The following is a 12,762-nucleotide window of genomic DNA, read 5'->3' on the forward strand; positions in this document are numbered from 1 at the left end:
CCACCCAGCGTTCCCCACCATGCACGCCCACATTATCTACGAGAACGAAGACTGGATGCCGCCGCTGCGCACCGCGCTCGACAATGCCGGTATCCCCTACGACGAATGGTTCATTAACGAGGGACATTTCGACGTGACCAATGCGCCGCCCGAAGGCGTCTTTATCAACCGGATGAGCGCCTCCTCGCACACACGTGGGCACACGGCAGGGGTAGCCCACACGCGCCAGCTCCTGGCCTGGCTGGAGCGCCACGGGCGGCGCGTCATCAACGGCGGGCATGCGTTCGAGCTGGAGATTAGCAAGGTGAAACAGCATGCGGCGCTGGAGCAGGCTGGTATCCGCACCCCGGCTACGCGTGCCGTAATCGGCGGGCCGGAGGCGTGGCTCGATGCCGCGCGCAATATGGATACGCCGTTCATCACCAAGCATAACCGCGGCGGTAAGGGACTCGGTGTGCAGCTGTTTAACAGCTATGCTGAGCTCGAAACAGCGGTTGAGCAGGGCGCCGTTGAGCCTTCGCCCGATGGCGTCATGCTCTTGCAGCAGTACATTCAGGCTGCCGAGCCATTCATCACGCGGTGCGAGTTTGTAGGTGGCGAACTGGTCTATGCCATCACCTCCGACACCTCGGAAGGCTTCCAGCTCTGCCCTGCCGAGGCCTGCCGCACCGAACCGGCCGCTACCGACGAGCCCGACTCGCTCTTCGCACTGCGCACAGACGTGCCCCCGACGCTCATCGACAAATACAAGGCGTTTCTGAAGCGCGAGCAAATCGATGTGGCCGGTATCGAGTTTATTGAGGATGCGGAGGGTCGCTGCTGGACCTACGACGTGAACGGCACCTCAAACTACTCGCCCGATGTAGAGGAAAAGCATGGCCTTAGCGGAATGGCTGCCGTAGCCGACCTGGTGGCGCACTGTCTGGAGAATGAGGCCGCCGTGGTCTAACCATGCCCGCCCTGCGCATCCCCCCTGGCTCCCCTAACACATTTCTCGAACGCACGGCTGAACCCCGCATGCGGTTTTCGACCGCCCTCTTTCATTCCAAAAATGCAGCCCTGTTGGTGCTGCTGTGGGCTGGTAGTCTGTGGGCGTATCCACAACTGCCCGATGCCATGCCCGGACACTTTGACCTGTTGGGTCAGGTGTCGTATCGCACCGACACCACCCTGGCACAGTGGCTGCTGATGCCCATCATGGGCCTGCTGCTCACCGCCGCGCTCTACGGCGTAGCGCACCTGATGCGTCGCTTTCCGCACACTATGATTGTGCCCAACCCCGCAACCTTTCAGCGGCTCACGCCCAGCCGGAAGGCCGTGGTGATACAACTGATGCAAGACGTAATCTACGGCATGACAGCCCTGCTGCTCCTACTACTCGGGATGCTGCAAGTCGGCATCTACAGCGTGGCCGTGCATGCGGCAAACGTGCTGCCCGTCTTCACGCGCACCGTGCTGTGGGTAAGCCTGCCGCTGCTCATCGGGCTGGGGCCGGTTGTGGTGTGGGGCGTGCACCACACCACCCGGCGACTGTATCGCGAGCAAATGCGATGAGAACAGAACCGGTAGGGGGAGATGCGCAGGGTCGTCTTTTCGTAGGATGTGCACGCAGTACTCCGGGTGTGCCTTGCGCCTAAGCCGGACAGTGGCTACACTACAGGATAGCCGCCCACAGCGTTTACTGGATTGCTCACGAACTTCTGCACGCATTAATGGCTACCCCTTCCGCCTCGGACGCAATTGTCGTGACGGGCCTTGGCGCTCTGACTCCCATTGGCCATTCGGTGGATGCGTTTTGGACGCATCTGCTTGCTGGAACGAGCGGAGCCGGACGCATCACCAAGTTCGACACTACCGACTTTCGCACCGAAATTGCGTGCGAGGTGCGCGACTTTGATCCCGAAGATCATGGCATCGACTTTAAGTCGGCACGTCGGCAAGATCTGTTCAGCCAGTACGCGCTGGCGGTGGCCCGCGAGGCCCTGCGCGATGCCGACCTTGCCCCCGACGACCTGCCCGAGGAGGAGCGCAACCAGTTTGGGGTCGTGTTTGGCACCGGCATTGGTGGTGGCACCATGTTTATGGAGCAGGCCGAGGTGAACTACGAGCGGGGACCCCGGCGCATCTCGCCCTTCTTCGTGCCCATGATGATCAGCAACATGGCCGCTGGGCTCATTGCCATGGAGTACGGCCTGGGTGGACCCAACCACTGCACCGTGTCGGCCTGCGCCAGCGGCAACGACGCCATCGCCGACGGACTCATGCTCTTGAAGCAGGGCCAGGCCGATCGGATGCTCGTGGGCGGTACCGAAGCCTCGATCAATGAACTCTGCCTGGGCGGATTCGGCGCCATGCGTGCGCTCTCCACCCGCAACGACGCCCCCCAAACCGCCAGCCGTCCGTTCGATGTGGACCGCGACGGTTTTGTGGCGGGGGAAGGCGCTGGAGCGCTCATTCTGGAGCGTCGTGAGGCGGCTGAGGCGCGTGGGGCACGCATCTACGCGGAGTTGTGCGGATTCGGCAAGTCGAACGATGCTCATCACTACGCCGCCCCCGATCCCGAGGGCCAAGGCGCGGCCCGGGCGATGCGTCAGGCCCTCGACGATGCCGACCTCGCCCCTGAATCCGTTGACCACATTAACCTGCATGCCACCTCGACCCCGGCGGGCGATCCGGTGGAAACCAGCGCCGTGAAGCGCGTCTTTGGCGATCATGCCTATGCCATCAACTGCTCGGCCACCAAAAGTATGACTGGCCACCTGCTGGGCGCCGCTGGGGCCATTGAGGCGGTGGCTACTGTGCTCGCGGTGGTGAACGACGAGGTGCCGCCGACCATCAACACCGAAACGCTCGACGAAGGCTGCGATCTGGACTACACGCTGCACGAATCCAAGCAACGCCCGGTGCATGTGGCGCTGGCCAATGCCTTTGGCTTTGGCGGACACAACACGACGCTGGCGTTCCGAAAGGTGGACGAATGAGCCGTCGGAGTGCAGGGCGGGGACGGCGTTGAGATCCTTCTCTCCGACAGGCGTCGGGGCTCAGGATGACCTTTGGTGGGGGGCTGTGCTGGTTGGAGGAGCACAATCCCCGCACTTGTCATGCTGAACGGAGTGAAGCATCTCAAGATGTACGGCCGGAAAGCGGTGCCTCCGGGCCTGCAACGGGGCTCTGCGTGGCATGGGCCGGGAGCGTGCCGGGCGTGTAGGGGCGACAGCCTCATTCTGACGTTGCCACCGCCCCTTTCACCGCGTCGTAGCTGGTGTCCAGGCGGGTTCGAGCCGGAGGAGCGCGGCGATGCGGCAGGTCATGTGCTGGACGTGGCGGATCTCGTCGAATGTGAGGGCGCGGCCCAGCACCTTCTTTTCGCGGTATGACAGCCATTTCTTGATGACGGGGTAGCCGCCCAGCGTGTAGTCCCACACGCGCTCTGGCACGTTCGCCCAGCGGCAGTCCTCGTTCCAGTAGATGTCGAAGGTGGATGCGCCCCACTGCGCGCGAATGCCGGTGGGCAAAGCGGCTTCTTCGTCGGGCGTGTACGAGCGCTTCTCTTTGGTGCCGCCACCCGGCATGGTGGCGCCGTGATGCGCGAGGTAGCCCCATCCGCCCGTGACCGCGAAGTCGCTCGTGCGTAGACTGCGACCCGGATCGGTGTGTTCGGGCTGGCCCAGCGGACGCAGCTCCTCGCGGATCGTGCCAGTGTCTACGCCGGACACCTCCTGCTCTACATCCAGCAGCGCGGCCAGTCTTGCCGGAGTGCGCCTTCGTTCTTCTGGCGATAGGTCGGTGCGTGCATCACGGCGATGCTGTGGTAAAACAGCGTTTCAACGGTTTCGCTGTGGTTCGCTACATAGCGCTCGGCTCGTTGTGAGAGGTTCGGGATGGGTGCGCCGTCTCCATCGGATTGGCTGAACAGGTCGCCGCCGCCTGCTTCCGGGTTGAGGTAGAGTGGGAAGAAACTGGAGAGTCCAGCTCCAAAGTTGTCTCCAAGAACCGTCGTCACGTATCCCCGATCGAATGCCTTGGGCGCTCGTTGACGGGCTTCAAGCCACACGTTGTCCTTGAACACATGAGGGAAATAATCAGACCGTTTCTCATCCAATAATTTCGTTTCTGGCTCCCAGTAAAGCCAGCGTACGTCCATTGGACGATAGCAATAGCGAACAATATTCTCGGATTCGAACCCGCGCTTTTGCAAGGTCTCCCGCACAGCCTCCGCATCGAACCGTTTTGTGCTCTTCATGAAGCGAGCACAGCGCTGTTCAATCTCGGCATCCGACACATTCGGGTCGAAGTATGCCTGCATGCGATCCACAAGGGCATCACGGTCTACATCAATCACCGCATCATCGCGGCTCGTTTTCACGCCCGGAAATGAGGTGGGAAACAACTCTGGCAACTTCAGCCAGTCCAGGTAATCGGCAGCGGTTTTGCGGGGCAGGAACGGGAGCCCGAGTTTGGCGGGCGGTGTGATGGTGTCGTAGTGCTCGGTATCCGAGAGATTCGCCGTATCCGCAAGGCGCTCACGCTTCGTTTTGCCCCAGATGGAGCGTACGTGTACGGTATCGGTGCCGTGCGGGCCGTCCTCGGTATCCTGCCGAACCAGCAAGCCAATGGCGGTGTCCACCTGAATCCCCACCGGATCGGCCTTGGTGGAGAACACGCTCGGGTCGGGGTTGCCATCGGGAGTACGCTTGCCGGTGCGGTACTTATCGACGTTAAGGCTGTCAATCCAGATCTGGTTGAACGCGTCGAGGTAGCGCGCCCGCATGCCGCTGTGCGAGAGGCCATCGAGCCACGAGTAATTCGAGATGTATCAGACCACGCCGCGTCCGCTATGCTCGGCAATCTGACGTTCGGCCATGCGGTAGAAGCGCACATACAAGTCGTTCAGGCCCTGTCCGCGTGGGTCGGGCACGCCTTCTGGCGATTCACGATAGGCTTCCGAGAGCCCGCGCTCTTCATCAACCGCAATGCCTGCATATCCGTCATACGGCGGATTGTCCAGAATCACCAGGATGTCCTCGTCCTGCTTCACCGAATCGGCCTCGTCGTGCTCCTTTTGGAGTTCGGGAAAGAGGATTTCTTGCGGCTCCTCGGGCGGCTCCCAGCCGGTGAGTGCATTTGTGAGGTAGACGCCTGCGCGTTCGCCCTCTTCGAGCGGCGCGCCCAACTGGGCCAGTTTGAGGCCGGTCTGTAAGTGCGCCACCACAAACGGCGCGGTGACAGGTCCTCTGCTACCGTGTTAAGGAGTTCGGAAAGCGCAGGCCCGAACGAACGCTCCTTCGTGCTGGGAAGCTGGTGCAGACGGGCACAGGCTCTGCGGTAGCGGCTAGCGGTCATGCAGAAGGGCGAGTTGGGGATGAAGGAGAACGCGCAACGACGTGTAGGCATGCCGAAGCGGGCTGCTCCGCACGACTTTTCGTAGCTACGTTCCTTGGCTGTGCCTGTTCGTTTAGCATGACGGGTGCGGGGTTCTACTCCTCCAACCAGCCGCCCACCACCACAAGTCATCCTGACCTCCGACGCCTGTCGGAGAGAAGGATCTCAACGCTAACCCTACACGCCCGGCACGCTCCCTGCCCATGCCACGCACAGCCTTGATGCAGGCGCGGCGGCAGCGCTTTCCCGAGGGAGGGGCGCTGAGATGCTTCACTGCGTTCAGCATGACGTGTGCGGGAGGCACGCACCCGTCCCCTTACTGTCGTCCAGTACAACAAAACGGCCTGCCAGGTTGGTAGCCCGGCAGGCCTGTTGTCGAGCGTATATATCAAGGATGGGGCCGTTACCGGATGATCGTGAGGCGCTTGGTTGCCACCGTGCCGTTCGCAAGCATCCGCACGAAGTAGGTGCCCGCCGCAAGTTCGTGGGTGGGCACTTGTATCTCATGACGGCCCGCCTCCACACGCTGGCTGGCAAGCGTTGAGACCCGACGCCCTAAGAGATCGTAGATCTGGAGCTGGACGTCGGTCGGTTCAGCCAGCGTGTAGCGCAGCGTGACGCCATCGCGGGCGGGGTTCGGGAATGGCGTGCGCAGCGTGGCCGACTGAGGCGTTGGCACGTCCATCACGAACGGCTCGCTGAAGCTTTCGGTGCCGTCGGTATCAACCTGGCGCAGGCGATACGTGAGCTGCTCAGCCGCAAAGGGCAGGTCTGCATCGCGAAAGCGGTAGGATTGAGTCTCGTCGGTCGTGCCCGCGCCCTCCACAAACCCAAGGGCGGTCCACGCCGTGGTGCTATCGGCGCGGCGCTGTACCTCGAAGCCGGCGTTGTTCATTTCCGAGGCCGTTTTCCACTGCAGATCCACGCTTTGCTCGGCGGCGGTCCCCGTTGCGTTTGTTGCTCCGTTGAACGCGGTCATCTCCACCGGGAGGGCTGTAGAGCTGTTCGACAGTGGCAGGCTTGCAAACGTGGTTTGCCCCTGCCCATTGACCGTTGCGATGGCAGCAGCCCCGTTTATGGTGAGATCCGACGGCTGATCGAGGAAAAACTGCACGTCGCTGGCCGGAGCCCCCGCATCCACATCGATCGCCAGAATCAGATACCGCACTGAGGTTGGAATCGGATCGCTGAATCCGGTGAACGCGACCGTTTCCGGAGCGCTCGTGTTGTCGATGGCAACCGACGCGAGTTCGGTGTCGCTTCCCACGTTAAGGGTTGCGTCGTTCGACCCGAAGAGCCGAACGACCGAGATGCCTTCGATGCCGGGTGCATTACTGGTAATTGTAACTGCCTCAAGCACCGCTCCACTCGCGTTGGCCGAAAGCGCAACGATGCCCACCGCGTTGTTGGCCGTACCAGGCGCAACCGACGCGTCAAAGTCCAGCCCATCGACTGAACCATCAATGACTGTAAGCTCACGGGCCTCGCCGGTACCCTCCAGCGTCACGTCGTAGGGATTTTCATCCGGATCACTGTTAGTGACGCTGAAGGATTCGGAGAAGGCAGATGCGCTCGACGGGGCAAACTCGACATTGAAGGTGAACGCCTCGCCCGGCGCCAGGGGCGGAGTGGTGCCTCCAGTGGCTGTCACGTTGAACGCGCCCGGAATCGATGACGGTGGACTGATATTGAGCGTGGCGTCGCCGTTATTTTCGATGGTGAACGTTTCGGTCGAGGAAACGCCAGCGGTGACCGTGCCGAAGTCGAACGTACCGCCGTCGGGAAGGGCCGTGCGCGGCGACGTGTCGACAAAGACATCGGCTTCTGGCGCCCCGGCAGTCGCCGTGACGTCAAACGTGTAGGGGTTCTCGTTGGTGTCGCTGTTGTCGATTGTGACGGTCGTGGTGTACGGACCCGGCGCAGCCGTCGCAAACTGCACTGCGAAGTCGGTCGACGCCCCGGCAGCAACCGTGGACGACGGCGTCTGCGTGAGGGTGAAGTCCGTCGTATTGCTGAGGGCAGTGCTGGTCACGGTCAGGTCGGTAGACCCGTTATTTTCGATAGTGAACGTCTGCTCCGGAGAGCTGGCCACGCCGTCTACGGTGCCAAAGTCGAACGTGCCCGAGCCGTTGTCCAGCGTATTCGTGCCATCGGTGACGGTGATAGCGGGGGCGCCAGACGTCGTGAAGGTGGCGTCGCTGCCAATCGCGTTGCCCTCAGTGTTGTTTGCCTCCACGCGGAAGCCGTACTCGGTATTCGGCGTCAGCCCTGAAATGTCGACACTCACCGGCGTGGCTGTATCCGAACTGATCGGACTCTGGTCAGCGTCGACTTGTGTGGTGCTCGTCGGGTTGGCCGTCGGGAAGTAGGTGAACGTGACGGTGGCATCGGGGCCACCGCCGGTGCTTGCGGTGCCGTTGAGGGTGGCTGCTGTTGTGGTCACACTCGTAGCAGCATCGGTTGTAGCGGTGGGCGCTTCGTTTACGTTCGTGATGGTGAGCGTGAGGCTTTCGCTGTCATCTGGGTCGGTGCCGACGTTCGGGTCGTCCACTTCAACGGTGACATCGTAGGTGGTCTTTGTCTCAAAGTCGGCGACCTCTGTAAACTCCAGGTCCGAGCCGTTAATCTGAAAGGATCCGGCATCGGTGCCACTGAGCGAGAGGATGTTATCGCTTCCTGCTTCGTTGTCGTCGGTGATGGTGATCGTGGCGACCGAAGTCGGTGGACTGTTGTTCTCGTCCAGACTCGGCGTCGTCGTGCTCAGCGTGAGCATGGGCGGGTCGTTGACGGCATTGACGGTCAGGATGAATGTGCTTGCATCGGAGAGCGAACCGCTGTCGGTGACCTCCACGGTGATATTCGCGGTGCCGTTCTCGTTTGCCGCCGGGGTGGCCTCAATCGTGCGATTGGAGCCCGAGCCGCCGAGGGTGATGTTGGCGTCTGGCACGAGCGTCTGATTATCCGAAGACGCCGTCAGGGTGAGATTGCTTGCCGCGTCGTCCGGATCGCTCACCGTAAAGTCAACAGGACTAAGCGTGGCGTCCTCCGCAATCGTCTGGTCGGAAATGCCTGAAATCGTTGGCGCATCGTTAACACGGGTGATGGTTACGGTCGTCGGCCCACTGACATCCGTAAAGCCACTGTCCTGATCATCCACCTGAACCGTGATGTCTGTGTTGAAGGTGCCACTGCTACCCGTATTGTCTGTGGGGCTAAAGCGCAGATTGTCGAGGGCGGTGTCAATGGTATTGGGGTCGAATGAGCCGTCGACACGGAAGACGCCGCCGCCTTCGTTGGTCACAGTCGTGCCACTGACGCCGCTGATGACGCCCGCGGAGGCATTGCCAACCGTCACGCGCAGCGCGAGGTCATTTTCGCCGGGATCTGGGTCACTCACATCAATGCCATCAAACAACGCCGTGGGTCCGGCATCGTCATCCAGAGAAGTTGGACTGATGGTGCCACTGGCGGTGGGAGGCGTGTTGGTGGGCGGTGCTGAGGTTTGAACCAGCGAAAACGCGTCAAGAAACGTATCCACAAAACCACCGCCGTCTGCCCGGGCAAAATTAGCCGTTAGAACAGCCTGGTTTGCACCAGCCGGGGCGGGAATTCCGCTCTGGGATCGCAGTTCCCAACTGCTGCTGGTGGGGTATGAACTGTTGGCATCCGTGTCCACGAGCGTGATAGGAGTGCCTATATCGGTGCCCGAGCCATCCTGAAACTGCAGCTCAACGATTATACCATCTTGCGAAGTGTCGGCCCCATCAAACGTCGCAATGTAGACCTCAAAATCATACGTGGCGCCGCCAGCAATTGAATTTGTGATGGTTTGGGTTACGCTTCCTATTCCCGAGCCTTCCGTTGCGAAGTAGTTGCTCCCCGTCTGGCCACTGATTGGCGCATTTGGAAAGGTGCCCGAGAGGTTTTGACAGTCTACGTTACTCGACGACCAATCCGCAGGGCCGGCTGCAGAGCAGGCACCGTTGCTTACAAGGTTCTGGGCAGCTACAGATGTAGTGAGTCCGCTGAGCAGAAAAAGTAAGGCAGCCACGCCGCCAATGAGTTTGAGACTTCGAAAGCGTAGCAGATAAGGCATAATCATATAGTAGAGTAAAAAAAGAGACGCGAGTTCGTGCTGCTTAACGGGTACGTTGTTGTCGGGAGGGAAGACGCATTTGGCAAAAGGGCGGCCAAAGGGCGGTGTAGAGCCTGTTTGGGTTTAGGTTTGAAGGCGCGAGCGAGCGCTGCCGGTGCGTCTTTCGTGTTCACGATACAGCCCCTTGACGCCTATTCGCCTTTTGTGTGGCCACCGGTCGACTTGTCCTTCAGGTTCGCGACCGTAAGCTCATAATGACGCTTCTGGGGATCGCCTCCAACAACGGGCACGAGAAAAAGCTCGCCGGGGCCCGCGTCGGGATGCTCGACGCGGTGCAGGTCCTGGTCAAAGGCCTGCTCGACAGGCCCTTCAAAAACCGCAGAGAACCCATCAATCTGCTCGTTGCTTTTGTCGTTGTAGTCGATTTGCGTTAGCTCCGCAGTGGTTTCTTCGTCGATGTGCACCTTGAGGGTCATTCCTTCTTTCCCTTCAAAGTGCTCGCGCTTAGAGAGCGTAGACATAATGGGATCGTGGATTGAGTGAGACAGAGGATGAGAATTAGCTACGCGAGGGGTAAACACCTTGCAGCGCAATCACAAAGTTGACAACCTGGTACGGCTGCACGTTTGTGTGCGGCTGGTTGCCGCCAGCGCCGGCTGTGGTGATCTCGGTGCCTCCCATCTCAACATCCGACTCTGATCGATACCCATCTACCTGGTCGCGTCCCGTGGTTTCAACAGCCGGGAAGTGGCTGGCCGGGCTGCTTTCGTCAGCAATCTGGGAGGATGCCCGGGGCTTAACCATTGCTGTATGGTTGTGGGTTGGCATCTCAAGTTGGTTTAGCGTAACCTCCTCAACGCCCCCCTTTGCACCAAGCTGGCGGAAACTCAGGCCCGGCCCCTCCCCCTGATGCATAGGCACGCGGCCGCGCAAGTCAGGCAGCCCAAAGGTCGTCCGTCCGTCGCCTCCAAACTCCGTACCCAGAAGCGAAAAGAGCGCTGTGTTCTGTGATACCGCGATAAGTTGGCCGTTACATAATGCCCAGCCTCGTGGGGCAAAGTTAAATCCAACCATCGAAATTTGACCAATAAAGGGTTCCAACATATTCGTTCTATATATTTGTTTAGATAAAAGGAGTCCACACGAATAAAGCCATGCAATAGATATGTAACATAGTGACCACCATGAATTTGAATCGAAGAAATAAAAAGTAGTTGGATACGCGGATAGGATGGCTCGGCGAGCAGAGTTGCGGTTCAGCTACGAAGGCGAGTGCACAAAAAAAGCTGCTCCCTCAATTGTAAAGAGGAAGCAGCAATGATGAAGCGGCATGGAGGTGTGTGTTTACACCCGGGTCTACATCTGCGGTCCGGTTTCCTCATACGGCTGCACGACCACGAACCCGCCCGGCTGGTTGAAGTCCATCTGGAACTCCTCGCCCGAGGTGCGGCCCAGCGCCGCTTTCCATCCGATATCGGTCGTGAAGCTGGGCGAGGTGTCTGCGCTCCAGGCTACAGTGGCGTGCGGATCGGTGCGTACCGGCGTTTCGAGCACCACCGGCGAGCCATGCGTGGTAAAGGCGATGCGTCCGGGCCCGCGCAACTGTACGTTGAAGAGCCCGCCGCTGGCCAGGGAGGCTACCTTCTTCATCATGGTGATCTCAGCATCGATGCCCGACTCATACGCGAGCGCGTCGTTACCATTTACCGAGAGCGCCTCCCCCTCTTGTAAATGGAGCACGTGTACGTACTTCCCACGATCGGCGGCGTACACATGACCTTGTCCAGCAACAAGCATTGTCGCAGTGCCTTCGCCTGTGGCCTTCTGCTTGAGCCAGCCCACAACGCCGCCACTGGTTTTCTTCTGAAACGACAGGTCGCCCGTGTACGCCACCATGGCCCCGGCCTTGAGCCACACTTCGCCGTCGACCGCAATGTCGAGAAGTTTGCTGTTTTCAAGCTGAAAAATGTCGCCGCCTTCGGCCTCCTGATTGCGCTGAACAAACTCGTTGAGTTGCATGAGCAGATTGGCATATATGTGAATAAGTAATAGCGTAAATGCTACGTATGTCTTGCATCGGTGTGTTTCGGAAAGGCAACGTCTATCGTTGCACCGGCTTGACTTGCACGCATTGCGCATGTACAGGCTATGTGTTAAATTATAGGTTGCTTATTCTCACTGCACGACATAGCCCTCTAATTTTCCCCCATCCGTTTTCTATTATGCGTACATGGATTGCCACGTTTGCCGTAGCCTGTTGGATCAGCATGGCTGCGCTGGTGCCCACTGCACAGGCACAAGACTACAGTGGCTTCTCGGACCTTAGCGACCTGCGGCGCACGCTGGAGTTTATGGGCGAGGGCTATGCCAGTGGCTACGTGCAGCCGCTCACCGATGCATTCGGAGCCGATATGCACGGCGGCCTCTTCCGCACCGCCGATACCGACGACGGCTTTCTGCCACTCCTCCCAATTAACATCTACGTAGGCATCAACGTGTCGGGCGTGCCCACCAGCTCGCTCGACAAAACCTTTGTCCCGCCCGCCCAAGAAACGCTCTCCGACGGCACCACAATCACCTTCAATGGCGACCGCGCACCCACCGTCTTTGGCGACACCGATACGCCCGACCGCGATGAAGTCTATTTTACCGTAACCGACCCTGATGATGGTAGCACGGAAGAATTTGGTGTACCACCGGGCCTGCTCGACACGCCGATTGCTCCGCTCGTGATGCCTCAACTGCGCATCGGCACTGTGTATGGTACGGATGCGCAGATTCGCTATTTCCCGAAATCGAACCTGTCGGCCGGGGGCGGCAGCTATGGCGAGGTCAGCCTGTTTGGGCTGGCCGTGCGCCACGACCTGAACCAGTGGATTCCGGTGCCGCTGCCCCTGAAGCTGGCGGTACAGGGCTCGTATAATTCGTTCGCGCTCGAAAATGACTTTGAGGTCGACGACCGGGTGGAGAGCGAGGAGGTCGTTAGCGCCTCGGGGTGGGCGGTGAACCTTCATGCCAGCCGCGGCATCCCGCTGTTGCCGTTCACGTTCTACGGCGGCCTGCAGTATGAGCGCTTCAGCATGGATTACAACTACACGTTCAACCCGCCCGGCACAGACGATCCTGTGGGCATTGACATCAGCCAGACGCCGGCCACCAAGACGCGGGCCCTGGCGGGACTCTCGTTTACGGTCGCTATCTTCCGCCTCAACGCTGACTACGCCATCGGCAGCGCCAACAACGTGCTCACAACTGCTGTGGGGCTGCGGCTGTAGCATCTACAG

At 60.1% G+C, this 12,762-nt stretch carries 11 protein-coding genes; 4 read left to right on the forward strand and 7 right to left on the reverse strand.

Annotation, left to right across the window (positions count from 1 at the left end; genetic code table 11):
• The 3 genes from R6U20_RS10345 to fabF all read left to right on the forward strand — a co-directional run.
• Positions 1-949 (forward strand): RimK family alpha-L-glutamate ligase (locus tag R6U20_RS10345; protein ID WP_410337779.1); only part of this gene is annotated, 949 nt, incomplete at its 5' end.
• 68 nt (positions 950-1,017) lie between these two features.
• The gene (locus R6U20_RS10350) at positions 1,018-1,554 is read left to right on the forward strand and encodes a hypothetical protein (protein WP_410337780.1); all 537 of its coding nucleotides are present in this window, start codon (positions 1,018-1,020) and stop codon (positions 1,552-1,554) included.
• Between the two features lie 158 nt (positions 1,555-1,712).
• Positions 1,713-2,981, forward strand: a complete 1,269-nt coding sequence (gene fabF, locus R6U20_RS10355) for a beta-ketoacyl-ACP synthase II (RefSeq protein WP_410337781.1) — start codon at positions 1,713-1,715, stop codon at positions 2,979-2,981.
• Positions 2,982-3,245: 264 nt separating this feature from the next.
• Here the strand turns inward: fabF and R6U20_RS10360 are convergent, their stop codons facing one another.
• The 7 genes from R6U20_RS10360 to R6U20_RS10390 form a co-directional block, all read right to left on the reverse strand.
• Positions 3,246-3,716 carry a type ISP restriction/modification enzyme gene (locus R6U20_RS10360; RefSeq protein WP_410337782.1) on the reverse strand — a complete coding sequence of 157 codons (471 nt, stop codon included), beginning with the start codon at positions 3,714-3,716 and terminating at the stop codon, positions 3,246-3,248.
• An 8-nt stretch (positions 3,717-3,724) separates the two neighbouring features.
• The gene (locus R6U20_RS10365) at positions 3,725-4,771 is read right to left on the reverse strand and encodes a type ISP restriction/modification enzyme (RefSeq protein WP_410337783.1); all 1,047 of its coding nucleotides are present in this window, start codon (positions 4,769-4,771) and stop codon (positions 3,725-3,727) included.
• A 45-nt stretch (positions 4,772-4,816) separates the two neighbouring features.
• Positions 4,817-5,209 carry a hypothetical protein gene (locus R6U20_RS10370; RefSeq protein ID WP_410337784.1) on the reverse strand — a complete coding sequence of 131 codons (393 nt, stop codon included), beginning with the start codon at positions 5,207-5,209 and terminating at the stop codon, positions 4,817-4,819.
• A 576-nt stretch (positions 5,210-5,785) separates the two neighbouring features.
• Entirely contained in the window at positions 5,786-9,478 is a 3,693-nt protein-coding gene (locus R6U20_RS10375) for a choice-of-anchor D domain-containing protein (RefSeq protein ID WP_410337785.1), read from the reverse strand.
• Between the two features lie 191 nt (positions 9,479-9,669).
• Positions 9,670-9,999 carry a DUF6916 family protein gene (locus R6U20_RS10380; RefSeq protein WP_410337786.1) on the reverse strand — a complete coding sequence of 110 codons (330 nt, stop codon included), beginning with the start codon at positions 9,997-9,999 and terminating at the stop codon, positions 9,670-9,672.
• 37 nt (positions 10,000-10,036) lie between these two features.
• Positions 10,037-10,582: a phage tail protein gene (locus tag R6U20_RS10385; RefSeq protein WP_410337787.1), complete on the reverse strand. Its 546-nt coding sequence runs from the start codon at positions 10,580-10,582 to the stop codon at positions 10,037-10,039.
• A gap of 252 nt (positions 10,583-10,834) precedes the next feature.
• Complete coding sequence (locus R6U20_RS10390; protein WP_410337788.1) at positions 10,835-11,497, reverse strand: AIM24 family protein; 663 nt, start codon at positions 11,495-11,497, stop codon at positions 10,835-10,837.
• 203 nt (positions 11,498-11,700) lie between these two features.
• Here R6U20_RS10390 and R6U20_RS10395 point away from each other — a divergent pair, with 203 nt between their 5' ends.
• Positions 11,701-12,753: a DUF6588 family protein gene (locus tag R6U20_RS10395; RefSeq protein WP_410337789.1), complete on the forward strand. Its 1,053-nt coding sequence runs from the start codon at positions 11,701-11,703 to the stop codon at positions 12,751-12,753.
• The last annotated feature ends 9 nt before the right edge of the window (positions 12,754-12,762 follow it).

This window comes from Longimonas sp. (assembly GCF_046498435.1).
Classification (GTDB): Bacteria; Bacteroidota; Rhodothermia; order Rhodothermales; family Salinibacteraceae; genus Longimonas.

What these genes read in the sequence shown, in the direction of transcription:
- R6U20_RS10350 (WP_410337780.1), top strand. Translation starts at nt 1,018, where the DNA reads ATGCGGTTTTCGACCGCCCTCTTTCATTCCAAAAATGCAGCCCTGTTG.
- fabF (WP_410337781.1), top strand. Translation starts at nt 1,713, where the DNA reads ATGGCTACCCCTTCCGCCTCGGACGCAATTGTCGTGACGGGCCTTGGC.
- R6U20_RS10365 (WP_410337783.1), bottom strand. Translation starts at nt 4,771, where the DNA reads ATGCGGGCGCGCTACCTCGACGCGTTCAACCAGATCTGGATTGACAGC.
- R6U20_RS10375 (WP_410337785.1), bottom strand. Translation starts at nt 9,478, where the DNA reads ATGCCTTATCTGCTACGCTTTCGAAGTCTCAAACTCATTGGCGGCGTG.
- R6U20_RS10380 (WP_410337786.1), bottom strand. Translation starts at nt 9,999, where the DNA reads ATGTCTACGCTCTCTAAGCGCGAGCACTTTGAAGGGAAAGAAGGAATG.
- R6U20_RS10385 (WP_410337787.1), bottom strand. Translation starts at nt 10,582, where the DNA reads ATGTTGGAACCCTTTATTGGTCAAATTTCGATGGTTGGATTTAACTTT.
- R6U20_RS10390 (WP_410337788.1), bottom strand. Translation starts at nt 11,497, where the DNA reads ATGCAACTCAACGAGTTTGTTCAGCGCAATCAGGAGGCCGAAGGCGGC.
- R6U20_RS10395 (WP_410337789.1), top strand. Translation starts at nt 11,701, where the DNA reads ATGCGTACATGGATTGCCACGTTTGCCGTAGCCTGTTGGATCAGCATG.